The 24,986-nt window shown below is 62.0% G+C and carries 21 protein-coding genes; 14 read left to right on the top strand and 7 right to left on the bottom strand.

What is annotated here, in order from left to right:
• The first annotated feature begins 1 nt into the window (after nucleotide 1).
• The gene (locus tag H1204_RS26535; protein ID WP_180731478.1) at nucleotides 2-1,405 is read left to right on the top strand and encodes an MFS transporter; all 1,404 of its coding nucleotides are present in this window, start codon (nucleotides 2-4) and stop codon (nucleotides 1,403-1,405) included.
• Nucleotides 1,406-1,772: 367 nt separating this feature from the next.
• On the opposite strand, the gene H1204_RS26530 is transcribed toward H1204_RS26535, so the two are convergent.
• Nucleotides 1,773-2,522 (bottom strand): SDR family oxidoreductase, encoded by a 750-nt coding sequence (locus H1204_RS26530; protein ID WP_180731477.1) that lies wholly within the window; start codon nucleotides 2,520-2,522, stop codon nucleotides 1,773-1,775.
• A gap of 90 nt (nucleotides 2,523-2,612) precedes the next feature.
• Entirely contained in the window at nucleotides 2,613-3,572 is a 960-nt protein-coding gene (locus tag H1204_RS26525) for a GlxA family transcriptional regulator (protein WP_180731476.1), read from the bottom strand.
• Between the two features lie 147 nt (nucleotides 3,573-3,719).
• Between H1204_RS26525 and H1204_RS52690 the strand changes: the two genes are divergently transcribed.
• The 5 genes from H1204_RS52690 to H1204_RS26505 all read left to right on the top strand — a co-directional run bounded on the left by H1204_RS52690 (nucleotide 3,720) and on the right by H1204_RS26505 (nucleotide 8,495).
• Entirely contained in the window at nucleotides 3,720-3,854 is a 135-nt protein-coding gene (locus H1204_RS52690; RefSeq protein ID WP_274608216.1) for a hypothetical protein, read from the top strand.
• A 64-nt stretch (nucleotides 3,855-3,918) separates the two neighbouring features.
• Complete coding sequence (locus tag H1204_RS26520; protein WP_180733318.1) at nucleotides 3,919-4,845, top strand: LysR family transcriptional regulator; 927 nt, start codon at nucleotides 3,919-3,921, stop codon at nucleotides 4,843-4,845.
• Nucleotides 4,846-4,955: 110 nt separating this feature from the next.
• Entirely contained in the window at nucleotides 4,956-6,149 is a 1,194-nt protein-coding gene (locus tag H1204_RS26515; RefSeq protein ID WP_180731475.1) for a CaiB/BaiF CoA-transferase family protein, read from the top strand.
• A complete protein-coding gene (locus H1204_RS26510; RefSeq protein WP_180731474.1) occupies nucleotides 6,146-7,093 on the top strand; it encodes a hydroxymethylglutaryl-CoA lyase in 948 nt (315 codons plus the stop codon). Before H1204_RS26515 ends, H1204_RS26510 begins: the two co-directional genes overlap by 4 nt.
• Before the next feature lie 61 nt (nucleotides 7,094-7,154).
• A complete protein-coding gene (locus H1204_RS26505) occupies nucleotides 7,155-8,495 on the top strand; it encodes an MFS transporter (RefSeq protein WP_180731473.1) in 1,341 nt (446 codons plus the stop codon).
• Nucleotides 8,496-8,549: 54 nt separating this feature from the next.
• Here the strand turns inward: H1204_RS26505 and H1204_RS26500 are convergent, their stop codons facing one another.
• A complete protein-coding gene (locus H1204_RS26500) occupies nucleotides 8,550-9,275 on the bottom strand; it encodes a GntR family transcriptional regulator (protein WP_180731472.1) in 726 nt (241 codons plus the stop codon).
• 143 nt (nucleotides 9,276-9,418) lie between these two features.
• Here H1204_RS26500 and H1204_RS26495 point away from each other — a divergent pair, with 143 nt between their 5' ends.
• From H1204_RS26495 to H1204_RS26480, 4 genes are all read left to right on the top strand, one after another.
• The gene (locus H1204_RS26495) at nucleotides 9,419-10,639 is read left to right on the top strand and encodes an aminotransferase class V-fold PLP-dependent enzyme (RefSeq protein ID WP_180731471.1); all 1,221 of its coding nucleotides are present in this window, start codon (nucleotides 9,419-9,421) and stop codon (nucleotides 10,637-10,639) included.
• Between the two features lie 260 nt (nucleotides 10,640-10,899).
• Entirely contained in the window at nucleotides 10,900-12,186 is a 1,287-nt protein-coding gene (locus tag H1204_RS26490; RefSeq protein ID WP_180731470.1) for an MFS transporter, read from the top strand.
• Between the two features lie 18 nt (nucleotides 12,187-12,204).
• Entirely contained in the window at nucleotides 12,205-12,954 is a 750-nt protein-coding gene (locus tag H1204_RS26485; RefSeq protein ID WP_180731469.1) for a 2-keto-4-pentenoate hydratase, read from the top strand.
• Nucleotides 12,955-12,993: 39 nt separating this feature from the next.
• Nucleotides 12,994-16,008 carry an FAD-binding and (Fe-S)-binding domain-containing protein gene (locus H1204_RS26480; RefSeq protein ID WP_180731468.1) on the top strand — a complete coding sequence of 1,005 codons (3,015 nt, stop codon included), beginning with the start codon at nucleotides 12,994-12,996 and terminating at the stop codon, nucleotides 16,006-16,008.
• A 226-nt stretch (nucleotides 16,009-16,234) separates the two neighbouring features.
• On the opposite strand, the gene H1204_RS26475 is transcribed toward H1204_RS26480, so the two are convergent.
• Both H1204_RS26475 and H1204_RS26470 read right to left on the bottom strand, forming a co-directional pair.
• Nucleotides 16,235-17,359, bottom strand: coding sequence for an aminotransferase (locus H1204_RS26475; protein WP_180731467.1), 1,125 nt, complete (start codon nucleotides 17,357-17,359; stop codon nucleotides 16,235-16,237).
• A gap of 228 nt (nucleotides 17,360-17,587) precedes the next feature.
• A complete protein-coding gene (locus tag H1204_RS26470) occupies nucleotides 17,588-18,571 on the bottom strand; it encodes an AraC family transcriptional regulator (protein WP_180731466.1) in 984 nt (327 codons plus the stop codon).
• Nucleotides 18,572-18,677: 106 nt separating this feature from the next.
• On the opposite strand from H1204_RS26470, the gene H1204_RS26465 reads away from it, so the two are divergent.
• The 4 genes from H1204_RS26465 (at nucleotide 18,678) to H1204_RS26450 (ending at nucleotide 23,139) form a co-directional block, all read left to right on the top strand.
• A complete protein-coding gene (locus tag H1204_RS26465; RefSeq protein ID WP_042314658.1) occupies nucleotides 18,678-19,577 on the top strand; it encodes an EamA family transporter in 900 nt (299 codons plus the stop codon).
• Between the two features lie 231 nt (nucleotides 19,578-19,808).
• Nucleotides 19,809-21,992: a hypothetical protein gene (locus H1204_RS26460; RefSeq protein ID WP_180731465.1), complete on the top strand. Its 2,184-nt coding sequence runs from the start codon at nucleotides 19,809-19,811 to the stop codon at nucleotides 21,990-21,992.
• Between the two features lie 151 nt (nucleotides 21,993-22,143).
• Nucleotides 22,144-22,401 carry a hypothetical protein gene (locus H1204_RS26455; protein ID WP_180731464.1) on the top strand — a complete coding sequence of 86 codons (258 nt, stop codon included), beginning with the start codon at nucleotides 22,144-22,146 and terminating at the stop codon, nucleotides 22,399-22,401.
• A gap of 138 nt (nucleotides 22,402-22,539) precedes the next feature.
• Nucleotides 22,540-23,139, top strand: coding sequence for a LysE family translocator (locus tag H1204_RS26450; RefSeq protein WP_180731463.1), 600 nt, complete (start codon nucleotides 22,540-22,542; stop codon nucleotides 23,137-23,139).
• 15 nt (nucleotides 23,140-23,154) lie between these two features.
• On the opposite strand, the gene H1204_RS26445 is transcribed toward H1204_RS26450, so the two are convergent.
• Together H1204_RS26445 and H1204_RS26440 are read right to left on the bottom strand one after the other, a co-directional pair.
• The gene (locus tag H1204_RS26445; protein WP_180731462.1) at nucleotides 23,155-24,369 is read right to left on the bottom strand and encodes a crosslink repair DNA glycosylase YcaQ family protein; all 1,215 of its coding nucleotides are present in this window, start codon (nucleotides 24,367-24,369) and stop codon (nucleotides 23,155-23,157) included.
• A 182-nt stretch (nucleotides 24,370-24,551) separates the two neighbouring features.
• Nucleotides 24,552-24,842 carry a hypothetical protein gene (locus H1204_RS26440; protein ID WP_180731461.1) on the bottom strand — a complete coding sequence of 97 codons (291 nt, stop codon included), beginning with the start codon at nucleotides 24,840-24,842 and terminating at the stop codon, nucleotides 24,552-24,554.
• Between the last annotated feature and the right edge of the window lie 144 nt (nucleotides 24,843-24,986).

Below are 24,986 nucleotides of genomic sequence, written 5' to 3'. Positions count from 1 at the left end.
CATGAGCACTATCGACAATACGTTTGAGGCACACAGCAGCGCCGGTGTCTCCCATCCCGCGACGCGCGGCTCGATCATTGCGCGGCTCGAACGATTGCCCGCGAACGCAATGCTGGTGCGCGCGCGCATACTGATCGGTCTCGCGACGTTCTTCGACGGCTTCGACGTCATCGCGATCGCCGCGACGCTGCCGATCCTGATCGGCAAATGGCATCTGACGCCGTGGGACGTGGGCCTGATGATCGGCGCGAGCTCGGTTGGTCAGCTGATCGGTGCGTTTCTGTTTCCGTGGTATGCGGAGCGTCATGGCCGCGTGAAGGCGATTGCACTGAGTTCGGGCGTGATCGGCGTGACGAGTATTGCGTGCGGCTTCGCGCCGACGTTCGCCGTGTTCTTCGTGTTGCGCATCGTGCAGGGCATCGGGCTTGGCGGCGAGTTGCCCGTGGCCGCGACATACATCAATGAAATCTGCCGGGCGCATGGGCGCGGGCGCTTCGTGCTGTTGTACGAGATCGTGTTCCCGGTCGGCCTGCTTGCTTCGAATGCATTGGGCGCGTGGATCGTGCCGCGCTTCGGCTGGGAGACGATGTACTTTATCGGCGGCATGCCGTTGATTCTGTTCTTCGTGTTGCGCAAGCTGGTACCCGAATCGCCGCGCTGGCTTGCTGAACGTGGCCGCATGAACGAAGCCGCCGATGCCGTGCACGCGTTCGAACGTACTGCCAAAACCGCGTTGCCGCCGATGGAAGATCCCGCCGGTTTCGAAGCGATGGCTGCGCGTCACCCGAAGCGCAAGATGAGCGATCTGTTCGGCAAGGCGTACTGGAAGCGCTCGGCGGCGGTCGCGATGCTGTGGATGACGTGTGGCGTGATCCAGTATGGTCTGTCGACGTGGCTGCCGACGATTTATCGCACGGTGTATCACGCGCCGTTGCAGCTCGCGCTGAATCTGGCTGTTGCCGCTTCCGTGCTCGGCGTGCTCGGTTCGCTGCTGTGCGCGATGCTCGTCGATAAGGTCGGACGTAAGCCGATCATCAACTGGTCATTCATGTTGTGCGCGTTGTCGCTGGTGCTGGCGGGCGTGTTCCATGACGCTTCCGTTTATGTGGTCGCGACGTGCTGTGCGTTCGCGCTCGGCTGGCTGGCGTGTGGGTTCATCACGGCTTATGTGTACACGCCTGAGTTGTATCCGACGAGTATCCGCGCGTTTGGGTGCGGCGTCGGCGGCGCGTGGCTGAAGCTTGCGGCGATCTTTGCGCCGACGCTGGTGTCGAAGACGATGGTCGGTGGGAATCTCGATATGGCGTTTTATTTGCTGGCTGTTGTGCCGTTTTGCGCGGCGCTGGTCGTGAAGTTTCTTGGGATCGAGACGAAGGGGAAGGTGCTGGAGCAACTGGAGGCTTAAGCTTCTCTTGATGGGTTGAAAGTCGGGCCACGATGCGCGGGGGATTGCGTGTCGTGGCCCGAATTGCTTTGAGGTGAGGGTTTTCGGGAGTGAGGTGAGTGAGATGATTTTCACTCACCGCTTGCGTGTTCCGTGGTGATCACGGGGCCGAAAAAGCCCGGTTTTCCGCGAGATTCCGCGCTTTTGGCTGCAGTCGGGAGGCAGCGACCTGCTCTTCTTGAGACGGGTGATCCTCCAATGCGACCCAAAGGTGAGGGTTTTCAGGAGATTGAATTGACGTGCTCGCGATCCTGAAGTTTGATCGTCGTCACGTGAACGCTCCGCTTCGGATCGAAAGCCCGAGACGCGAAGCAAGTCGCACTACCATTCACCCCTGCGGCAACTCCCTCACATCCGCCGTCGCCACTGCCCCAAACGTATCGCTCAACACGTAATCGACCAGCTTGCCCGCAGACTCTTCCGGCGTCGCCAGCTTCCCGCTGCGCTTCAGTTCTTCGAACTTCTCGCGCATCGGGAATTTCTCCAGGCCTGTCGAGCGAATCTCCGCCTGCATGTTCGTATCGACGACACCCGGCGCGACACTGCAAATGCGCAGTGCGCGGTTCTGGTCGAGCGCGACGGAGCGCGCATGATGATCGAGCGCGGCCTTCGTCGCGCAGTAAATACTCCAGCCCGAATACGGATGGCGCGCCGCGCCGCTGGAAATATGCACGATGCGCCGGTCGCCCGCATCCGGGCTCGCCGTGGCGAACGCGCTCGCCAGCATCAATGGCGCCGACACGTTGAGCGTCACGGCTTGCGCAATCGCGGCAACGTCTTGCGCTTCGATAGGGCCGATCGGCTGCACCGTGCCCGCATTGTTGAACAGCAACACGGTTTGTGCGCCTTTCAGAAAGTTGCGCAACGTGTCGCCAGCGAGAAATTGTGTCAGGTGTTCAGCATCCGCCAGATCGACCGCGATCTGCTCGAAGCCCGCCTGATTCGCGAGCGCTTCGTTGCGCGAGCGCGAAATGCCGAGCACGGCGATGCCTTGTGCAAGCAGGCGTTGCGCGAGCGCCTCGCCGAGACCGCGCGTATGGCCGGTAACGATGGCGCGAACGGAAGTAGTAGCGTTCATGTCGATGTGCCCGATTTGCTGGATGTGGAATAAGACCGTCGATCAGCCCACCATTTTCTCACGCGCATTCGACGCGCGCAGGCGCTTCGCTCATTCGTGCCGAAAGCGCTCGCGGTACTGTTTCGGCGTCGCGCCGATGCGCTTCGTGAACACGATGCGCATGCGGTCAGCCGTGCCGAAGCCGCAATCGTAGGCGATCGTCTTGAGCGCCGCGCCGCTGCTTTCGAGCAGCTTGCGCGCCGCGTCCATCCGCGCCCGCTCGACGAACTCATGCGGCGTCACGCCCGTTTCCTGCACGAAGATGCGCGCGAAATTGCGCGCGCTCATGCCCGCCACATCGGCGAGTTGCCTGACCGTGAAGTTGTCACGGATGTTCGCCATCACATGCGCCTGGATCTTCGCAACAGGCGACGTTTCGTCGGCGGGCGCAGTGAGGTAAGGGCTGAATTGCGACTGCCCGCCCTGGCGCTGCGAAAACACCACGAGGCGTTTCGCGACCTTCAACGCCGTCTGCGGGCCGTGATCTTCGGTTACGAGCGCCAGCGCGAGGTCGATGCCCGCCGTCACGCCCGCCGACGTCACGAGCCGTTCGTCGCGCAGATAGATGCGGTCAAAATCGACGCGCGCTTTCGGAAACTGCGCCGCGAGCTGCTGCGCGTGCTGCCAGTGCGTCGTGACGTTGCGATCGTCGAGCAAGCCAGCATGGCCCAACGCGAACGCGCCCGTGCAGATCGAGCCGTAACGTTCACATTGCGACGCGACGGCCGCGAGCCAGTGCGTGAGACGCGCGTCGGGCGTGCTCTCCGGCAAGGCGGGACCGCCTGCGATCAACGCGAGATCGAACATGCTGCGCTGCTGATCGAAGGTTTCATCGGCGACGAGCCGGATGCCGTTCGACGCGCGCAACGGTTCGCCGTCCGCGGCGAGCAGCGCCACTTCATAGCGGTCCTTGCCGTCGATGAACAGATTCGCCTCGGCGAACACATCGAGAGGACCGGCGACATCCAGCGCCTGGACGCCCGGAAAGATCGCTATGGCAACGCTCGGCATTCAGTGACCTCGCAGACAACGCGTGATGGAAAACGGCAGCGGACGACGTGTGGTTGGCAGGTTACGGCGGTGTGCGCAGGTTGAAGGAGCGGCCTCAAAACCAATACTGAAGCCATCGACAACCCTGAAGCACCGGAGGAACCGAGGATGGAACAGCATAGCAAATCTGCTTACAAAGCCGAGGCCGAGGTCCGCGACGCGCACGACGAGCAACTGATGGACGAAGCGCTGATGGACACTTTCCCCGCGAGCGACCCGATCACACCGATGTGTTTCGATTGACTTCGAGCGTTCGCGGCTAGCTCGCGGCACAATATCACGCAACCCAATGCGCTAATTGTCTGCCATGGTCCTGAAGAACCTGCTTCGCCGCCTCGACCTCACCACGCTGCAACTGTTCATCGCCGTTTATGAGGAAGGCACGCTGACGCGCGCCGCGGAACGCGAGGCCATCGCCGTCTCCGCAGCGAGCAAGCGGCTGCTCGAACTGGAGCAGGCCGTTGGCGCGACGCTGTTTCAGCGCAACGCGCGCGGCATGACGCTTACGCCTGCCGGCGAAACGCTGCTGCATCACGCGCGCCGCGTGATGCGCGGCATCGAGAACATCGGTATCGAACTCGCGGGCCACGCGAGCGGCGTGCGTGGCTATGTGCGGATGATGGCGAACCTGTCCGCGATCGTCGAGTTCTTGCCCGAAGATCTGCGCGCCTTTCTCGCCGTCAACGACCGCGTGAAGATCGATCTCGAAGAGCGCCCAAGCGGCGGCGTGGTCGAGGCCGTAGCCGACAGTCTCGCCGACCTCGGCATCTGTTCCGGCGAAGCCGACGCGCGCGGTCTCGAAGTCACGCATTACCGGCACGACCGGCTGTGCGTCGTGATGCGCGACGACCATCCGCTGGCCGGCCGAACGAGCGTCGCGTTCGAAGAGACGCTCGACAGCGATCACGTCGGCCTGCATTCGGCCAGTTCGATCAACGCGCGCACGCACATGGCCGCGCGCCAGGCGGGCAAGGCGCTGAAGCTGCGCATCCATGTGCCGGGCTTCGACGCCGTGTGCCGGATGGTGCAGGCGGGCATGGGCGTCGGCGTGCTCCCCGTCAACGTGTATCGCATCATGGGGCGGCCGCTGGGCCTCGTGTCGGTTGCGCTCGAAGACGAATGGTCGGAGCGCAGCCTCATCATCGTGACGCGCGATTCGGCGCGTCTGTCGCCCGTCGCGCGGCTGCTGTTCGACCATCTGAGTTCCGTCGAAGCCTTATCCGGCAAGGCTTAGCGCCGAGCGTTCGCGGATCGCGAACGGTCCTTGGCGAAATGCGGTTGGACGCTCTGGCGGCGCCCCTTCTAACCTTGTCTCCAACCTGAAACAAGATTGGAGACAGCATCATGAGTGGTCCGTTACAGGGTATTCGCGTCGTCGAGATCGGCACGCTGATCGCGGCGCCGTTCGCCGCGCGCCTGCTCGCCGAGTTCGGCGCCGAAGTCATCAAGATCGAAGCACCCGAAACGGGCGACCCGCTGCGCAAATGGCGCAAGCTGCATGAAGGCACCTCGCTCTGGTGGTATCTGCAATCGCGCAACAAGAAGTCGATCTGCGTAAATCTCAAGTCGCAAGAAGGCGCCGACGTCGTCAAACGTCTGGCCGCCGACGCCGACGTCGTCATCGAAAACCTGCGCCCCGGCGCGCTCGAAAAGCTCGGCCTCGGCTGGGACGTGCTGCACGCGATCAACCCCAAGCTGACGATGGTCCGCATCTCCGGCTATGGCCAGACGGGCCCGTATCGCGATCGTCCGGGCTTCGGCGCGATCGGCGAAGCAATGGGCGGCATCCGCTATACGACGGGTGAAGTCGAGGGCGCGCCCGCTCGCGTCGGCGTCAGCCTCGGCGATTCGCTCGCGTCGCTGCACGGCGTGATCGGCGCGCTGATGTCGCTGCTGCGCGTGAAGACGGGGCAGGGCGATGGACAGGTCGTGGACGTGTCGCTCGTCGAAAGCGTCTTCAACCTGATGGAAAGCCTCGTGCCCGAATACGATCTGCTCGGCCATGTACGCGAGCGCAGCGGTGGCGCGCTGCCGGGCATCGCGCCGTCGAACACGTATCGCACGGAAGATGGCGGCTTTGTCGTGATCGCGGGCAATAGCGATCCGATCTTCAAGCGCCTGATGCAGGTGATCGGCCGCGCCGATCTCGCCGACGATCCCGCGCTCGCTCGCAACGACGGCCGCGTCGCGCAAAGCGCGATGCTCGATGCCGCGATCACCGCGTGGACCTCCCATCAATCGATCGACGACGTGCTGGCCGCGCTCGAACGCGCCGAAGTGCCGTCGGGCCGCATCTATTCGGTGGCCGACATTGTCGCCGATCCGCATTATCAGGCGCGCGAGATGTTGCTGAAGGCCGATTTGCCGGGCGGCGCGTCGGTGAAGATGCCGGGCATCGTGCCGAAACTGTCGGAGACGCCGGGCGAAGTGCACTGGCAAGGTCCGGCGCTCGGCGAGCATACGTCGAGCGTGCTCTCTGATCTCGGCTATGAGCAAGGCGAAATCGAGCGGCTGCGCCGCGAAGGAGCTGTGCAATGAACTTCGAACGCGAAACATGCGACAAGCTGATCGTGCAGGAAGTCGCGCCGCGCGACGGCTTGCAGATCGAACCGACGTGGGTCGAAACGACCGACAAGATCGCGCTGATCGATCAACTGTCGACAGCGGGCTTTACGCGCATCGAGGCCGGCTCGTTCGTCTCGCCGAAAGCGATCCCCGCGTTGCGTGACGGCGAAGCGGTGTTCACGCAGATTGAGCGCCGCGCAGGCGTGATCTTCGTTGCGCTGGTGCCGAACGTGAAGGGCGCCGAGCGCGCGCTGAATGCACATGCGGATGAACTGAACCTCGTGATGTCCGCGAGCCAGACGCACAACCGCGCGAACATGCGGATGAGTTGCGAAGCGTCGCTGGTCGCATTCGGCGATATCGTGCGGCTCGCGAAGCATTTCCCCGTGTCGCTGAATGCGACGGTGGCGACGGCGTTCGGTTGCCCGTTCGAAGGCAAGATCGACGAAGACCGTGTGGTGTCGATTGTCGATACGTACCGTGAAATGGGCATCGACGGCATCACGCTCGCTGATACGACGGGCATGGCGAATCCGCGCCAGGTCGCGCGGCTCGTCAAGCGCGTGCTGCAACGCGTGCCCGCCGACGCGCTCACGCTGCACTTCCACAACACGCGCGGCCTCGGCCTCGCGAACGTGCTGGCCGCGTATGAAGTGGGCGCACGCCGTTTCGATGCAGCGCTCGGCGGCCTGGGCGGCTGCCCGTTTGCGCCGGGCGCGTCGGGCAACATCTGCACGGAAGACCTCGTCAACCTGTGCGACGAGATCGGCATTCCGACAGGCATCGATCTGCCGAAGCTGATCGCGCTGTCGCGCACGCTGCCTGCCTTGCTCGGCCATGACGTGCCAGGCCAACTGATGAAAGCGGGCCGCAATTGCGACGTGCATCCCGTGCCGGACTACGTGCGCGCCATCTGAACATCACCCACTGAACAACACCGATGACCGGACGACGAATCCGGCCTACAAGGAGACAACCATGAGCACACCAGGCGCAGTCGCGGCGGGCAGCCGTGACGACAAACTAACGGCCACGGCCGACATCATCAAAAAGGTCACATGGCGGCTCATGCCGCTCATCATGATCTGCTATCTGTTCGCGTTCTTCGACCGTATCAACATCAGCTTCGCGAAGTTCCAGCTGCAAAGCGACCTCGGCTTTTCGGATACGGCATACGGCCTCGGCGCGAGTCTGTTCGTGATCGGCTACGTGCTGTTCGAAGTGCCCAGCAACATGCTGCTGTACAAGGTCGGCGCGCGCAGATGGATTGCGCGGATCATGATTTCGTGGGGTCTCGCGACGGCCGCGATGGTGTTCGTCCAGAACGAATGGCAGTTCTACGGTCTGCGTTTCGTGATCGGCGCAATGGAAGCGGGCTTCGCGCCCGGCGTGCTCTACTATCTGACGCTGTGGTTTCCGGCGAGCTATCGCGGACGCGTGACGTCGCTGCTGTTTCTCGCATCGGCGTTCTCGGGTCTTGTCGGTGCGCCGCTCTCGGGTCTGGTGCTCGGTCAGATGGACGGCGTGTTCGGCATTCGCGGCTGGCATTGGCTCTTCATGCTCGGCGGCCTGCCATGCATCGTGCTCGGCATTCTCGTGCTCAAGGTGCTGAAGGATCGTATCGAAGACGCGGGCTGGCTGTCGCCTGCCGAGAAGACGTATCTGTCGAGCCAGATCGCGCAGCAAGCGCAGCCGACCACGCAGGGCCACTCGCTGCTCGGCGCGATCCGCACGCCCGGTTTCCTCACACTCGGCTTGATCTACTTCCTGATTCAGATCGCGTCTTATGGCCTGAATTTCTGGGCACCGCATCTGATCCGCGTCGCGGGTACGCAAAGCCCGACCATCATCGGTCTGCTGACGGCCGTGCCTTATATCTGCGGCGCGATCTGCATGGTGATCGTGGGACGTTTGTCGGATGCATCGGGCGAGCGCCGCAAGTTCGTGAGCGGGCTGCTCGTGATGGCGGCGGTCGGTTTCTTTGCTGCGGGCTTCTTCGACAAGCAGACGGTGATGCTCGTCGTCGCACTTGCAGTGCTCGGCGCAGGCGTGATCGCTTCGATTCCCGCGTTCTGGGCGCTGCCGCCGAAGCTCGTCACGGGCGCGGGCGCTGCGGGCGGTATCGCGCTGATCAATACGCTGGGTCAGTTGGGCGGTATCGTCAGCCCGGTGATGGTGGGCCGCGTGCGCGACGTGACGGGTAGCACGACGCCTGCGCTGTATGTGATCGGCGCGTTGAGTTTGCTCTGCGCGTTGATCATTCTGTATGGCCTGCCGCAATCGCTGCGTCAGAAGGATCACACGGGGCGCGCTGCTTGAGGCGTTGGTGAATGAATAGAAAAAACGCACGGCATCGAGCCGTGCGTTTTGCTTTCAGGCCTTCAGTTTCGCAGCCGCCGCATCTTCGCGCGACTGCACCTGCAACACGGCATCGCGCTTGTCGAGCAAGTGCTGCCGCAAGATCGCGCTTAGACGCTTGCCGTCGCGTGCCTCCAGCGCTTTGAGCATCTCGTCGTGATCGTGGATCGCGCTGTCCCACTTCGGAATCTGGAAGTTCGAACGAAAGCGCAGCGCCTGCAAACGGCGGTTCACTGCGATATACGTCTGACGCAGCGCCGAGTTGCGCGCGGCCTCGTTGATCTTGTCGTGAATCGCCTGATTGCGGCTGTAGTAACCGGCCAGATCGTTCTGCGTACGGCACGCGAGCATCGCGTAATGCAGCGCCTTGATTTCAGTCAGTTCGGCGGCTGTCATCCGCTCCGCCGCAAGCTCGCCGGAAAACGCTTCGAGCCCGCTCATCAACTCGAACGTCTCGCGCAGTTCCGCTTCCGACATCTTCGACACCGACGCGCCGCGATTCGGCTCGATATCGATCAGCCCTTCCGCCGCGAGCACTTTCAGCGCCTCACGTAACGGCGTGCGCGAAATGCCGAGCGTTTCGCACAGTTCGCGTTCGTTCAGTTTCTTGCCCGGCTCCAGCGTGCCTTCGACGATGAAGCGCCGGATGTGTTCGACCACCGTGTCGTGCAAACGCTGGCGTTCGACCTTCGGCATCAGGGGAGGCGGTGTCAGGCCTGCATCAATGTCCGAATTTTGCATACAAAAATCCTCAAGCACGATTTGCACCGATTTTAAAGCATCCAACCCTCTAGCTGGCTGCGAGGGTAAACACCGCCTTGGGATTGTCACGAATCGTTTGTTATAGTTTTTTGCATGCAAAATTCAATCGAGGAGATCGACCGATGCTGAAACTCGACTTTCATCCCGCAGGCCGCCACTTTTTGCAGATTCCGGGTCCGAGCCCGGTGCCCGACCGCATCTTGCGGGCGATGAGCTATCCGACCATCGACCATCGCGGCCCGGAATTCGGCGCGCTGGGCCTGAAAGTGCTGGACGGCATCAAGAAGATCTTCAAGACGCAGCAGCCCGTCGTGATCTACCCGGCGTCCGGCACGGGCGCATGGGAAGCCGCGCTGTCGAACACGCTGAGTCCCGGCGATCACGTGCTGATGTTCGAGACGGGCCACTTCGCCACGCTGTGGAAGAAGATGGCCGAGAACCTCGGTCTGAAGCCGGAGTTTCTGGGCTTGCCGGGTATCGAAGGCTGGCGGCGCGGCGTGCAGCCGCAAATGATCGAGGCGCGGCTGCGCGAGGACACGCAGCACGCGATCAAGGCCGTGTGCGTCGTGCATAACGAAACCTCGACGGGCGTGACGTCCGACATCGCGGCCGTGCGCCGCGCGATCGATGCAGCGGGCCATCCGGCGCTGCTGCTCGTCGATACGATCTCAGGCCTTGCGTGCGCCGATTATCGTCATGACGAATGGGGCGTCGACGTCACCGTGTCGGGTTCGCAGAAGGGCTTGATGCTGCCGCCCGGCATCAGCTTCAACGCCGTGTCGCAGAAGGCGATCGAAGCGGGCAAGCAGGCGAAGCTGCCGCGCGCGTTCTGGGACTGGACCGAAATCATCGAAATGAACAAGAGCGGCTACTGGCCGTACACGCCCAATACGAACCTGCTGTATGGGTTGTACGAGGCGCTCGACATGATTCTCGGCGAAGGGCTCGACAACGTGTTCGCGCGGCACGACCGTCTCGCCGAAGCCTGCCGCCGCGCGGTGCGCGCATGGGGCCTCGAGATTCAATGCGCCGATCCGTCCGTGTATAGCCCGGTGCTGACGGGCGTGATGATGCCCGAAGGTATCGATGCCGATGCCGTGCGCAAGGTCATTTACGAACGCTTCGATATGTCGCTCGGCACGGGCCTCGGCAAGATGAAAGGGCGCATGTTCCGCATCGGCCATCTTGGCGACTGCAACGACCTCACGCTGATGGCCACGCTTGCCGGCGTCGAAATGGGCCTCCAGATCGCGGGCGTGCCCGTCGCGGCGAGCGGCCTGCCCGCTGCGATGGAATTCCTGATGTCGCAGCCGAACGCACCGAAGCTCAAAGCAGCCGCTTAAGCAGCCACATGAGCAGTCGATAGCCATACCGCGAAGGAAGCGCAAACGGCGACACGTTGCTTCCTTCATCTCGGACGCAATCCTCGAAGCACCCACGCGCCCGGCCAGCGCGACGCACAGCAGCGAGCAGAAAGACAAAGACGCAAACGACCCACAAACGCGACCAACGCCAACGGCAGACCCTGCGGATGGAGGCTCGCGCGGCATGAAGGCCGAACACGCCGTGCGAATGCCCCGTCCGCCAGCAACGGAGACAGACGATGAAGCGGTTTCGTGTAACCAGTGCGACCAGTATCGTTCTACTGATGCTATGCATCATGTACTTCATCACCTACCTTGACCGCGTGAACGTCAGCACGGCGGCTGCGGGCTTCGGCAAGGAGTTTCATCTTTCGCATACGGAAATCGGCCTTGTTTTCTCGGCCTTTGCGTATCCGTATCTGGTGTTTCAGATCATCGGCGGCTGGGTGAGCGACCGTTTCGGCGCGAAGCGCACGCTGATTGCGTGCGGCGCGATCTGGGCGCTCGCGACGCTGCTGACGGGCTTCGCAGGCGGCCTCGTTTCGCTGCTCTTTGCGCGTGTGCTGCTCGGCTTCGGCGAAGGCGCGACCTTTCCGGCTGCGACGGCCGCGATGTCGCGCTGGGTCGCGAAAGAAAAGCGCGGTTTCGCGCAAGGCATCACGCACGCGGCGGCGCGCATCGGCAATGCCGTTGCGCCCGGCGTGATCGTGCTGGTGATGACGACATGGGGCTGGCGCGAGTCGTTCTATATCTGCGGCGCGTTCAGTCTGCTTTGGGTCGTCGTGTGGGCGCTGACGTTCACCGAGTATCCGAAAGAGCATCGCCGCATCACGCAGGAGGAGCTCGACTTCTTGCCGCCGCCCAAAGCGAAGATGGCGAACGTGCCGTGGAAAGCGCTTTTCAAACGTATGACGCCCGTGACCATCGTGTACTTCTGCTATGGCTGGACGTTGTGGCTGTTCCTGAGCTGGATTCCGCAGTACTTTCTGCATAGCTATCAACTCGACCTGAAGAAGTCGGCGATATTCGCTTCGGCGGTGTTCTTCGCGGGCGTGATCGGCGATACGCTGGGCGGCATCGTGACTGACAAGGTCTTCGAGCGCACGGGCAACCTCAGGCGCGCGCGCAGCTGGATGGTGTCGATCTGCATGCTGCTCACGCTTGCGTCGCTCGTGCCGCTGATGCTCACGCACAACCTGTATGTATCGATGGTGTGTCTGTCGGCGGGCTTCTTCTTCGCCGAAATGACGATCGGCCCGATGTGGGCGATCCCGATGGATATCGCGCCCGAATACTCGGGCACCGCAAGCGGCATGATGAACACGGGTTCGGCGCTCGCGGCGATCATTTCGCCTGTGCTGTCGGGCTATCTGATCGATACATTCGGCAGCTGGGAGTTGCCGTTCGCGGGCAGCATGCTGCTGATGGCGATCGGCGTGGTGCTCGCGTTCCGCATGCAACCCGAAAGCCGTTTCGAAACCGGCGCAGAGCCGAGTGCACAACCCGCCACGCGCTTTAACGCGTGAGCCTCGCTAAACGTTTGAATGACCATGCTGACTCAACAACTTGCCGACGCACGCGCCGATCACACGACGCTCGCGTCGCTCTCGCCCGAACTGATTCCCGCCGACATGAGCGCCGCCTACGCGATCCAGCACGAGTTGCTGGCGTTGCGCGGCGCGCGGATCGGCGGCTGGAAGATCGGCGCTAAATCCGCCGAAGGCGCGATTCAGGGCGCACCACTGCCTTCTACCGATTTGCACGCCGACGGCGCGCGTCTGCCTCGTGCGCATTTCACGTCGCTGGGCCTCGAACTCGAAATTGCGTTTCGCTTCGGGCGGCATTTCGAGCCCTCCGCCAACGCGTATCACGAAGTCGAAGTACTCGATGCAATCGATTCGATGGCTGCGACCATTGAAATCGTCGCGAGCCGCTTTGCGCAGTGGCCGAATGTCGACAAGCTCGCGCAACTCGCGGACTTGCAGAATCACGGTGCGTTGATCGTCGGCGAGTTCTCGAAGTACCGGCGCGATTTTCCGTTCGTTGCGCCCGCGCTCGGCTTCACGTTCGAAGGACAGGACGTGGTGAAGGCCACGCCTTCGAACCCCTGCGGCGATCCGCGGCGCCTGCTGGCGTGGCTCGTCAATCACTGCACGCAGCATCATCGCATTGCGGTGACGCCCGATATGATCGTCACGACCGGTTCGTACACGGGCATGTTCTTTCCGCAGCATGCGGGCACTGCGCGTGGGCAGATCGACGGGCTTGCGCCCGTCAGCGTCACGCTCGAATAGTTTCGTACTACCCGCCTCGCTTTTTATAGGCCGAAGCACATGTCGAACGCCGATTCTCTGCTGGTCAAGCCGATTCATCTCGTGCCGTCATCGGCGCGCCTGAGCACGCCACTTGCGAACCGCCTGCGCAAGGAATTGCGCGGCGATGTACTGTTCGATGCCGCAAGCCGTGGACGCTATTCGACGGATGCGTCGATCTATCAGATCATGCCCATCGGCGTGGTCGTGCCGCGCGATCAGGATGATCTGCTCGTCGCGCTCGACGTTGCGCGCAGCGAACGCGTGCCGCTGCTCGCGCGCGGCGCGGGTTCGAGCCAGTGCGGGCAGACGGTCGGCGAAGCGCTCGTGATCGATACCAGTAAATGGCTGAATCAGGTCATCGCGTTCGACAAGGAAAAGCGCACCGTAACGGTCGAGCCTGGTATCGTGCTCGATCATCTGAACGCGTGGCTGAAGCCGCATGGTTTGTGGTTCCCCGTCGATGTATCGACGGCGGCGCAATGCACGATCGGCGGGATGGCAGGCAACAATTCGTGCGGCTCGCGTTCGATCGAATACGGCAACATGGTGCACAACGTCGACGCGATCGACGCGATTCTCGCAGACGGCACGCAAGCGCATTTCGCTTCGCTGCGCGATGCGCCGCAGGGCGCGCGCCTGCAGCAAATTGTCGAAGACGTGAAGACGATTGCGCTGCGCGAGCACGATGAGATCGTCGCGCAGGTGCCGAAAGTGTTGCGTCGCGTGGCGGGCTACAACATCGATCTGTTCGATTGTCAGAATCCGCGCGCCTATACCGATGATGGCTTTGCCAATCTCGCACATCTGCTGGTCGGCTCCGAAGGCACGCTTGCGTTCAGCCGGCAGTTGACGCTGAAGCTCGCGCCGCTGCCTGCGCACAAGACGCTGGGCGTCGTGAACTTTCCGACGTTCTGGCAGGCGATGGACCTCACGCAGCACATCGTCAAGCTCAAGCCCGTTGCCGTCGAACTCGTCGACCGCACGATGATCGATCTCGCGATGAGCAATCCCGCGTTCCGGCCGGTGATCGAGAAGGCGCTGGTCGGGAGGCCCGAAGCGATTCTGCTCGTCGAGTTCGCAGGCGAGAACCGCGACGAACAATTCACGTCGCTCGAGCAACTCACCGAACTGATGGGCGATCTCGGTCTGCCTGACTCGGTCGTGCAGATGCCTGACGCAGGCGAGCAGAAGGCGCTGTGGGAAGTGCGCAAGGCGGGCCTGAACATCATGATGAGCATGAAGGGCGACGGCAAGCCCGTATCGTTCATCGAAGACTGCGCGGTGCCGCTCGAACATCTTGCTGAATACACGAGCCGGTTGACCGAAGTATTTCATCGCAACGGTACGGAAGGGACGTGGTACGCGCATGCGAGCGTTGGCACGCTGCACGTTCGGCCGATTCTCGACATGCGCCGCGACGGCGCGACGAAGATGCGCGCGATCGCCGAAGAAGCGGCGGCGTTGGTGCGCGAATACAAGGGCGCGTATTCCGGTGAACATGGCGACGGCTTGTGTCGCGGCGAATGGGTGGCGTGGCAGTATGGTCCGCGTATCAACCGGGCGTTCAGCGAGATCAAGGCGCTGTTCGATCCGAACAACCGGATGAACCCGGACAAGATCGTGCGTCCGCCGAAGATGGACGACGCGAGTAACTTTCGCTTCGCGCCCGGCTACAAGGTCCAGTCGTTGACGCCTGCGCTCGACTGGTCGATGTGGAATGTGGAGCGCGATCCGATGACGGGCGTGGAGACTGCACGTGGCACGGGCAACGATCTGGCGGGTGGTCTCGCGAAGGCTGTCGAGATGTGCAACAACAACGGTCACTGCCGCAAGTTCGATGCGGGAACGATGTGTCCGAGCTATCGCGTGACGAAGGACGAGCAGCACGTGACGCGCGGACGGGCGAATACGTTGCGGCTTGCGCTGTCGGGGCAACTGGGTGATGAGGGGCTTGCTGGCCAGGACGTGAAGGACACGCTTGATCTATGTGTCTCGTGCAAGGGCTGCAAGCGCGACTGCCCGACGGGCATCGATATGGCGAAGTTCAAGATCGAGGCGCGCGCTGCGTGGGCGAAGAAGAATGGCTTGCGCTTGCGGGAAAAGATGATCGCGTACATGCCGCGTTACGCGGCGTTGGCGGCGCGTTTGCCCGGGGTGTTTTCGGTCGCGGCTGATATGCCATGGTTCAAGCGCGCGTTGGGATTTGCACCGCAGAGGTCGTTGCCGCGGTTTGTGAAGCCTTTTTTGAGTAGTGGATATGTGAAGCGTGCTTCGGTGAGTGCGCAGGGTGCGCAAAAAGAAGTGCTGTTATTCGTCGATACGTTTAATAACAGCATCGAGCCGGAGAATGCACGCGCTGCTCAACAGGTGCTAGAAGCGGCGGGGTATACCGTGCATTTCAATACGCTTGAGGGCGAGCGTCCGCTTTGCTGTGGGAGAACATTTCTCGCAGCAGGACTCGTGGATGAAGCGAAGCAGGAGGCGCGCCGGATGCTCGATGCGTTCAGGCCTTTTGTCGAGCGGAGTGTGCCGGTTGTTGGGCTGGAGCCTTCCTGTTTGCTGTCGTTGCGGGATGAGTTTCTTCAATATGGTTTTGGGGAAGAGGCAGAGCGTCTGTCTAAACTCGCGATGCTCTTTGAAGAGTTTCTTGTGCGTGAGCACAAGGCTGGTCGGTTGAAGCTCGAGTTGAAGCCGCTCGATGACACGAGCCAGGCGTTAGTGCATGGGCATTGTCATCAGAAAGCTTTTGATGCGTTTTCGCCCGTGCAGACGGTGTTGAAGTGGATTCCCGAGCTGAAGGTGTCGACCGTTGAATCGTCGTGCTGCGGGATGGCAGGGAGTTTTGGATATGAGGCGGAGCACTATGAGGCTTCGATGGCCATGGGTGAGTTGTCATTGTTGCCCGCGGCGCGTGGGATCGATGCGCATACTTTGATGGTTGCCGATGGGACTAGTTGTCGGCATCAGATTCATGATGGAGCAGGAGTGAGCGCGATGCATGTCGCGCGGGTTTTGGTGCGGGCTTTGAAGTAGGGGTGGTTGCTGCGTAGGCCGTTTTGGTGTTTTGTCTTTTGCGCTGGCATCCGCGATTTGTTAGCTTGCTTCAAGCGTTGCCCCTGTGCGGGGCGACGCTCGAAGCACGAAGGCAAAGCGCGGATGCCAGCGAAAAAGCACAGGCAAACCACTCCAGCGCCGCAGGCAAACCGCGAATGCCAGCGCAAAGGCAAAGCAAACCACTCAAAGCGTCGCAGACAAAAAATCACCCTGCGCGAACGCGCAAAAACTCCGACACCTTAGCGAGCCCCGCAACAAGCACATCACGATTATTCGTATACCCAATCCGGACATACCCCTCAACATCGAGCGCACTGCCAGGCGTAAACATCACCCCCGTCTTCTCAAGCAAAGAAACACAAAACTCCCTTGAAGTCATATCAACATTAACCTTCACAAGAGCAGTAGTCCCAGACTTCGGCTTCACATAAGAAAGCAAAGGCTCCTTAGCAATCCACGCATCCAGCACAGCAAGATTAGTCCGCAAAATCCCGTGATTACGTTCCAGAATCGCCTTGCGATTTTCCAGCGCGATGGAAGCCAGCAGATCATTCAACATCCCAACACTAATCGTGTTGTAGTCACGATGCGTCCTGACGCGCTGAAGCAACTCAACAGGCGCAACGATCCAGCCCACCCGCAAACCCGCCAACGACCACGTCTTCGACATGCTGCCCGTGCTGATACCCTTCTCATACACATCCGCAATCGACGCGGTAAAACCGGTCCCTTCCTGATCCGTACCGCGATACACCTCATCATTCAGCACATAAGCGCCACAAGAGCGCGCAATCGCCGCAATCTCCACGAGAAACTCGCGATCCATCAGCGACCCAGTCGGGTTATTCGGATTGTTGATCGCAATGACGCGCGTGGTCGGCGTGACCATCCGCCTCAATTCATCCAGATCAGGGAGAAAGCCGTTTTCCTCGCGCAAACGCAAAATGTCGACCTTCGCGCCGTAACTCTCGGGAATCGAATAATGCTGCTGATACGTGGGCAGCACCGAAATCACATGATCGCCAGGTTCGACGAGCGTTTCATAAACCAGCGCATTCGCACTGATCGCGCCGTGCGTAATCAGCACATTCGGCACGCCCTGCTTCTCATACAGCGACGCAACATTGCTGCGCAAACGCTCTGTGCCGTCGATCGCGCCATACGTCAGCTTCATCGGCAGAATCTCGCCGAGCAGCGCGTCTTCCTTCCCCGCGATCTTCAGCAGTTCGCCAACCGTCAGCGATTCGACGCACGTCTCCGCAAGGTTCAACTCGCATTGGTTCTCGTAGAGATCCATCCAGCGTTCGACTCCAAATTCCCTGATTTGCATGAGTTCTGTCCTCGTGTGAAAGCAGTGGCTAGGGCGCGGCTGGTCAGACGTTCGCGGCGCAGGTTGATTGCTGTCGAGTGTAGACTATTTGTCTCAAATAGACAAACGAAGTCCATGACGAGACAAAGCGATGGCGAACGCGTTCACGCGGAAATCCGCGTCGCGACAGCACATGGAGAATGGGAGAACAGCGTACGCCCGAACCGGACGCAACGCAGACGCGAAATGTCAGCCGGCGCGCAACGCCTGGCGCCAGGCGGCGGGCGACTCACCGACGCCCTGACGGAACCGGTGGCTGAAGTGGCTCGCGTTCGCGTAGCCGCATTGCGTCGCGATATCGACTAGCGGCAACGCTGTCGTGCGCAGCAGCGTGCGCGCGCGTTCGAGTCGCTGCTGCGCAATCCATGCATGCGGCGGCAAGCCGAACGATGCACGGAACATCCGCGCAAGATGGAATTCGGAGAGATTCGCGACGGCGGCCAGTTCGCCGAGCGTCAACGGCTGCGTCAGGTTCTGGTCGATGTACTCGCGCAACCGGCGGCGTGTCGCCACGGCCAGCCCGCCCTTGAGCACCGCGTCCGCGCGGTTCACGCCCTGAGAGCGCAGCAGCAGGCTCAGGATTTCATGCGAGGTTTCGTTCGCACGCAGCCGGCCGTCGGCGTCGTCCCACGCGTCGTTCGCGAGCGACTGGCAGAGCGACGCAATGTGCTCGTCCTCGAAGTACGTGCGGTCGGCAAGCGTCAGTTCGCGCGGCTCGCGGTCCAGTTCGCGGATCGCGCGATGCGTGAAATGCTCAGGCAGGAAATACAGATGCATGAAATGCATGTGGCCGCGTACCCACCAGCGCGATTCGTGATCGCCGGGCAGCGCGCACAGGCGGCTCGGCGCGCCATAGCGCCCCGGCAGCTTCTGGCGCTCGGTGCGATAGCCGCCGTCCAGATAGCACGACAGCGTGTGATGGCCAGGCTGTGCGTAGATCGTCTCGGCTTCCTTCGTTTCGCGCGTCCAGATCGCGACGGCGAGCTGATCGCCCAGCGACGCGAAGCGTTCAAGGGTCGCATTGGAGTCGCTCAGCGTCTTGCAGACCGAATGCAGGCCGAACGGCGGATCGGCTGGGTCGGTCGTGGGGATGAGCGGTGTGTTCACGTGAATGTGGCGAAACGAAAAGGGGGCGCAGAGACTAAATGCTTGCATGGAGTATACGGCCAGCACGCATTTCGCTCCCTGCGATATGCCAAAAGTGCGCAATTCTGGACAATCGAACGGACGTGCGCTGGCGCATAGTCGGGGCCAACTCGTATTGTGTGGCCCTATTGCAATGAACCTGTTTCTTTATGTTGTGACCGTGCTCATCTGGGGCACGACCTGGATCGCGATCAAGTGGCAGCTCGGCGCCGTGCCGATGTCCGTCTCGATTGCGTGCCGCTTCTGGCTCGCCGCCATCGTGCTGTTCGCGCTGCTGAAAATCATGCGTCGCCCGATGTGGCCGCCGCGCGCCGCGTGGCGTTTTCTCGCCGCTCAGGGTCTCGCGCTGTTCTGCGTGAACTTCCTGTGCTTCTATTATGCGGAAAGCGTCGTGCCTAGCGGTCTGGTGGCCGTCGTGTTTTCTACTGCGCCGCTTCTGAACTCGCTCAACGGTCGCCTTTTCATGGGCCGCCCGTTGCAGCCGACGGCCATTGTCGGCGCGGTGCTCGGACTGGCGGGCATCGTGTGTCTGTCGTTGCAGCAGATGGCCGGGCATCTCGGCGATCACGCGGCGTGGCTCGGCCTTGCCGTCGCGTTCGCGGGGACGATGTGCTTCTCGGCGGGCAATCTGCTGTCTAGCCGCATGCAGTCGATGGGTCTGCATCCCATCGTCACCAACAGCTGGGCGATGCTGATCGGCGCGAGCGTGCTGACGGTCGGCAGTCTCGCCGCCGGTCTGCCGTTCGCGCTGGAGACTGACGCGCGTTATCTCGGCGCGCTCGTTTATCTCGCCGTGCCTGGCTCGGTGATCGGTTTCACCGCGTATCTGATGCTGGTCGGGCGCATTGGGCCGGAGCGCGCCGCGTATTGCACGGTGCTGTTTCCGTTCGTCGCGTTGGCGGTGTCGACGGTGTTCGAAGGCTATCGATGGTCGGCGCTTGCTGTCGTCGGACTCGTATTGGTGGTGGCGGGCAATCTCGTCGCGTTCGGCGTCACACAGCGGCTGTTCGTGCGACGTGCGCGCGCTGCCTGATGCTTCAAGCTAATGCCAATTCGATTCGAATAAAAGCGGAAAAAATCGCTAAACGAATTATTTAAGGAAAAACGGTCGCGTTCTGATTTGAGAAGATAGCAAGCGCAATAAATTTATTCCATGCGAATTGGATATTAATTCGTACGGAATGGCAAATGCGCATCGATAAGCACATCGATAAAACGCTTTATCTGCATTTGCTAACGTTTTGCTTCTCGCAAGGACACGACCGTGAAAGTCTCCACCCGCCTCGCTGCCGCGCTTTTCGCGCTCGGCGGCCTGATTCCCCTCGGCGCTGCTGCGCAATCGCAATTGACCTACACCACGTCGTGGATAGGCAATAGTTTCGGATTCGGCGATGGCAAATGGATGCAGCAGGACATTCAGGCAATTAACGTTGCACCGGATGGCACCGTATTCACCAATTCGCCATGGGACGAAAGCGGAAGCGAAATTGCCGCCTATAAAAATGGCGACAAAATTGCAGTTGCCGGCGCGACACACGGCTGGGGCGCGGCAGGCGGCGACGCGATTGCGTCGAATCACGCATACGTGTACGCGGCGATGTCGATCGGCAATCAGAACAATGGGCTGATCGGCGCGGATTATCCGCCGAGCGGGCAGACATGGTTCGGCATCACGCGCCGCTCGCTTGCGAACATCGCGGTCGGTGCGCCGTTCGACAGCGGCATCGGCAACAGCGCAAACGCGACGAAGAACAGCTTTCTGCGCGTGAACGCGGTGGCGACAGGCACGGACGCGGGCATTCGCGGCCTCGCGGCGACGGACACCGAACTGTATGCGTCGGATACCTACGGCAACCAGATCGTCGTGTTCGACGCGAACACGATGCGACGTCTGCGCTCGTGGAATGTCGCTGCACCGGGACGCATCGCGCTTGATACCGACTCGACCATCTGGGTGATGAGCGGCTTCGGCACGGGCAGCGTGAGCGTGCTTCACTATTCGTCGACGGGCGCGCCATTGGCGGGCACGCTCGCGTTGCCCGCCGGCACCGTGCCGACGGACCTCGCCATTTCGCCCGCGGGACAAATTTTCATCGCTGATAACAGCCCGAAGCAGCAGGTCCTCGTCTACGACAGAGCGGCAAGCGGCGCGACCCGACTCGCGGGCGCGCTCGGCACGCTATACGGCATCTTCCACGAACCGAAGGGCACGCCCGGCAACTGGCGCTTCAACGGCATCACGGGCATCGGCTTCGATCAGGCGGGCAACTTCTACGTCGCGCAGAACGGCGAAGGGCCGCGTCCGCTCGCATCGGCGACAGTCGGGCAGGGCGCGGTGCTGGAAAGCTATCGCTACGCGACGCGCGGCTTCAACTGGCGGCTGCAAGGGCTGACTTTCGTCGACGGCGCGGCCTTCGATCCCGCGAAGCCGAACATCGTCTACACCGGCTCCAAGCGCTTCACGATGGACTATGCGCAGCCGTCCGGTCGCGAATGGAAGTACGCGGCTTTCACACTCGACCGTTTCGATTTCCCCGATGACCCGACGTTCCACCAGCCACGCGGCGTACGCGGCGAGCCGATGGTGCGGCGGATCAACGGCAAGCCGTATCTGTACACACTCGATCCGGGCGCGCATTACCTGAACGTCTATCGCTTCGACGCCGCGCATGACGAAGTGGCGATTCCATCGGGCCTGTTCGCGCAGAATCCGCTGCCGGGCGACTGGCCTGCCGGCCAGCCGACGTACGGTGAATGGATGTGGCGCGATACGAACGGCGACGGCCATGTCGACGCAAGCGAGATCACCGGCAATCCGTCGACGGGCAGTACCGTTGGCAACGGCTTCTGGTGGGTCGATACGCCGGGCAACGTGTGGCTCGCGACGCCTGCGAGCGGCATTCGCGAAACGCCGTTGCAGGGCTTCGATAGCGTGGGCAACCCGATCTATACCTACGCAAGCGCGACGACGTTCCCGATGCCTGCGCCGTTCAATCGCATTGCGCGCATCGTCTATATCGCTGAAACGGACACGATGTATGTGTCCGGCTACACGACCAGCCTGCCGTGGGACGCGACCCACTGGAAGGAGGCGGGCCGCATTCTCGTGCGATACGACAACTGGAGTTCAGGCTCGCCCACACCCGTTTATTCGATCGCGTTGCCATGGAATGCGAGCAGCAATCCGCAGGTCACGCCCGTCGGCGTCGCCGTCGCGGGCAACTATATCTTCGTCGCCGAGTTGTACACGCCGAAGGTCGACGTGTACGACGCGCGCTCGGGGCAAATGGTCGGGTATATGACGCCGGGCGCCGCGGTCGGCAACACGACGGGATGGGTCGACGTGTATCTCGGCATCAGCGCGGTGCGGCGCGAGAACGGCGAATATGTCGTGCTGCTCGAAGACGATGCGCGCGCGAAAATCCTGATGTATCGATGGACGCCCTGAACGCCGTGTGAACCCGGCTTGATCGTCGTCAGTCGAATGGGAAATGCCGTCAGTGCCTGCCGTCTGTGCGAATGGACGGCTGCACACGATCGGTATATATATAACGACAGAACCCTTTGTTGACGAACCGTAACAGGAGCGACGATTCATCATGACGCCCGACGATCCGGACAAGCAGCAAACTGGCGGTCAGCCGGACCTCGAACATCTCGACGCAGCCGTATCGCATGTGCACGAAATGGTGTCGTCGGGCAACATCGCGGCGAGTGCGGCCCGCGGCATTCTCTATAGCCTGATCGAGACGCTCGGCGCGCTGGTCGGCGACCCGGACTTGCCGGAGCATGCGCGTTCCGGCTACGAAGGTCTGCTCGAAACGGCGCGCGAACTGCGGGTCAAACTCGATCGCTAGGGTGCGCGTGTCGCGCAGCATGCGGTGGCGCTTTTCGCGCGCACCGCGTGCTCGCGCTTTGTTTTCTTGACAGAATTCGGCACTTTCGCGCGACTGTGATACAAAGGGCGCTCGTTCCGACCCGCCCATTTTCACCTGATGCTTTCTCCTTCCGATACGGCGCTGCTCGCGCTCGGCATCATCGTCGTGCTGATCACGCCTGGCCCGACCAACACGCTGTTGGCCGCCGCTGGCCTGCGCCAGGGTGCGCGCCGCTCGTTGCCGCTGATCGGCGCGGAGCTGGCCGGCTATCTCGTGTCGATTTCCGCGTGGGGCCGTTTTCTCGCACACGCGGCGCATACGCTGCCGTGGCTGCCTTCCGTGCTGCGCATCGCGAGCGGACTGTACATCGCCTATCTGGCCGTCGACATGTGGCGTGCAGCCGTGGCGCTGCCCGACTCGGCGCAACCGGCGAACGGGCCGCGCGCGCTGTTCGTCGCTACGCTGCTCAATCCGAAGGCATTGCTGTTCGCGGGCACGATCTTTCCGTCGATCGCGTTCGAGAACTTCGCAAGCTATGGCTTTGCGATGTCGCTGTTCGCGTGTCTGCTCGCGCCCATCGCGTTGGCGTGGATTTCGTTCGGCGCGGCGCTCGGCAGCGGCAAGCTCACATGGCTCGACCCGGTGAAGATGCAGCGCGCGGCGTCGATCGTGCTTGGGATGTTTTCGTTGTCGCTCGCGTGGGCCGCATTGCACTGAACGCGTAGGTGGCGCTCAGTCGTCATCGGTGGCGAGCGCGGCTCTGAGTTCGTCGGGCGCCGAGGTGATCTGCAATTGCGGCGTGCCGTGCCAGTCGGCGCAACGCTGCAACGCGCGGCGCAAATCGGATGTCAGCCGGCCGCTCACGCGCACGCCCGGTTCCAGATGCAGCGCCTTCAGTTCGAACACGCCGCTCGCGCGGTGCGCTTTTGCGTCGACACGGCCGATCAGCTTGCCGCGATTCAGGATGGGCAGCACGTAGTAACCGTATTTGCGTTTTGGCGCGGGCACGTAGCACTCGATCACATAGTCGAAGTCGAACAGCGCGGCGGCGCGCTTGCGGTCCCAGACGACGGGATCGAACGGCGAAAGCAGCGTCGTGACCGTCGATGCAATCTTGCCGTTCGCAGCGTCGTCGATCATCGGCGCGAAGTCGCGATGCACGAAGGTCGGCTGCTTCCATCCTTCGACCAGCACAGGCGTCAGCTCGCCTTCGTCCGCCAGTTGATGGAGCGCGTCGGCGTAGGGGCGGCGCGGCATCCGGTAGTAATCCGCGACCCAGTCCGAACGCACGACGCCCAGCGCGCGGCAACTGCGCCGCAGCAGTTCTTTTGCGACGGCATCGACGGGCTGCAGATGGCGCTTGTCGTTCCAATGCGGCAACACACGCTCGGTCACGTCGTAGACACGCTGAAAATTGCGCCGCTCCGCGACCATCAATTCGCCGATCGCGAACAGCACTTCCAGATGCCGCTTCTGCGGTTTCCAGTCCCACCAGCCATTGCTCTTGCCCGCTTCGCGCGCGAAATCCGCCGAGCGCACGGGTCCCGTCGCGCGGATGTGCGCGAGCAGATCGTCGATTTCGGTGCGGTACTGCGCATGCCAGTCGGCGGCGTATTTCCAGCCCATGTCGCCCGGATCGAGCATCCGGTGGCGCATCAGGCCGTAGTCTTCGATGGGGAGAAAACATGCTTCGTGCGCCCAGTATTCGAACAGCTTGCCTTCGGCGAGATGCTCGTCGAGCCATTGCGGCTGATACGGTCCAAGACGGCTGAACAGCACGAGATAAGGACTGCGCGCGACGACGTGGATCGTATCGATCTGCAATTGCGCCATTTGCCGGATGGTGTCGAGCACATCGGCTTTGGTCGCCTTGCGGCGCGGTGTTGAGAGCAGGCCTTGAGCGGCCAGATGCAAGGTGCGGGCGGCGGGCAGGGGCAGTGTAATCACGCGGTCGGCGTCGTGGCGGCGTTGCAGCGATCCGGACGGCAACCAGTCGAGCGAAACCCGAATCGCGCCGTTCCAGGGGCGGCATGGTGTGGTGCCATGCCGGACTTGTCGCTACTGTAGCGTGATCGGCGGAAACGCACCGTCAGATGGCATTTGCCGTCGCAGTGCGTCGCCTTTTCCTTTTACCAGCGCCCGTGGTGGTGACGTCCTTCCCAGCCGCGATGACGGCCGTGATCGTGCCAGCGCGGACCGCCGCCCCAATAGCGAGGTCCATAGCCGTAGCCACCATATCCGCCGTAGTAGACGGGCGGCGGCGGTGCGTAGACCACAGGGGGCGGCGCATACACGACAGGCGGTGCCGCATAGACAGGCGCGCCCAGATACACCCCGACGCCGACCTGCGCCGATGCAGCCGTCGATACACATGCCGCGGCAAGTCCGATTGCCATTAATACCATCGCACGTTTGATCATGCTGTTCTCCTTCCGTCCCAAGCCGATTGCTAACTGAAACCTGACTTGATCTTACGAAGTAGAAAGCATCACAGGTGCAAGCAGACGGTGGCTTATGTAACAACCAGTAAGCAGGCTGACGAGCGGGGAAAAGAAGAAGCGACC

The sequence above is a fragment of the Paraburkholderia sp. PGU19 genome, from assembly GCF_013426915.1.
Classification (GTDB): Bacteria; Pseudomonadota; Gammaproteobacteria; order Burkholderiales; family Burkholderiaceae; genus Paraburkholderia.
The sequence above is the reverse complement of the archived record's forward strand: the minus strand, read 5'-3'. Positions and strand labels throughout refer to the sequence as shown.

Bases quoted from the DNA above. Each gene is read 5' to 3' on its own strand.
- H1204_RS26505 (WP_180731473.1), top strand. From the start codon at position 7,155: ATGAGCACACCAGGCGCAGTCGCGGCGGGCAGCCGTGACGACAAACTA.
- H1204_RS26480 (WP_180731468.1), top strand. From the start codon at position 12,994: ATGTCGAACGCCGATTCTCTGCTGGTCAAGCCGATTCATCTCGTGCCG.
- H1204_RS26535 (WP_180731478.1), top strand. From the start codon at position 2: ATGAGCACTATCGACAATACGTTTGAGGCACACAGCAGCGCCGGTGTC.
- H1204_RS26465 (WP_042314658.1), top strand. From the start codon at position 18,678: ATGAACCTGTTTCTTTATGTTGTGACCGTGCTCATCTGGGGCACGACC.
- H1204_RS26450 (WP_180731463.1), top strand. From the start codon at position 22,540: ATGCTTTCTCCTTCCGATACGGCGCTGCTCGCGCTCGGCATCATCGTC.
- H1204_RS26510 (WP_180731474.1), top strand. From the start codon at position 6,146: ATGAACTTCGAACGCGAAACATGCGACAAGCTGATCGTGCAGGAAGTC.
- H1204_RS26495 (WP_180731471.1), top strand. From the start codon at position 9,419: ATGCTGAAACTCGACTTTCATCCCGCAGGCCGCCACTTTTTGCAGATT.
- H1204_RS26455 (WP_180731464.1), top strand. From the start codon at position 22,144: ATGACGCCCGACGATCCGGACAAGCAGCAAACTGGCGGTCAGCCGGAC.
- H1204_RS26485 (WP_180731469.1), top strand. From the start codon at position 12,205: ATGACCATGCTGACTCAACAACTTGCCGACGCACGCGCCGATCACACG.
- H1204_RS26490 (WP_180731470.1), top strand. From the start codon at position 10,900: ATGAAGCGGTTTCGTGTAACCAGTGCGACCAGTATCGTTCTACTGATG.
- H1204_RS26440 (WP_180731461.1), bottom strand. From the start codon at position 24,842: ATGATCAAACGTGCGATGGTATTAATGGCAATCGGACTTGCCGCGGCA.
- H1204_RS26475 (WP_180731467.1), bottom strand. From the start codon at position 17,359: ATGCAAATCAGGGAATTTGGAGTCGAACGCTGGATGGATCTCTACGAG.
- H1204_RS26520 (WP_180733318.1), top strand. From the start codon at position 3,919: ATGGTCCTGAAGAACCTGCTTCGCCGCCTCGACCTCACCACGCTGCAA.
- H1204_RS52690 (WP_274608216.1), top strand. From the start codon at position 3,720: ATGGAACAGCATAGCAAATCTGCTTACAAAGCCGAGGCCGAGGTCCGC.
- H1204_RS26530 (WP_180731477.1), bottom strand. From the start codon at position 2,522: ATGAACGCTACTACTTCCGTTCGCGCCATCGTTACCGGCCATACGCGC.
- H1204_RS26515 (WP_180731475.1), top strand. From the start codon at position 4,956: ATGAGTGGTCCGTTACAGGGTATTCGCGTCGTCGAGATCGGCACGCTG.
- H1204_RS26525 (WP_180731476.1), bottom strand. From the start codon at position 3,572: ATGCCGAGCGTTGCCATAGCGATCTTTCCGGGCGTCCAGGCGCTGGAT.
- H1204_RS26500 (WP_180731472.1), bottom strand. From the start codon at position 9,275: ATGCAAAATTCGGACATTGATGCAGGCCTGACACCGCCTCCCCTGATG.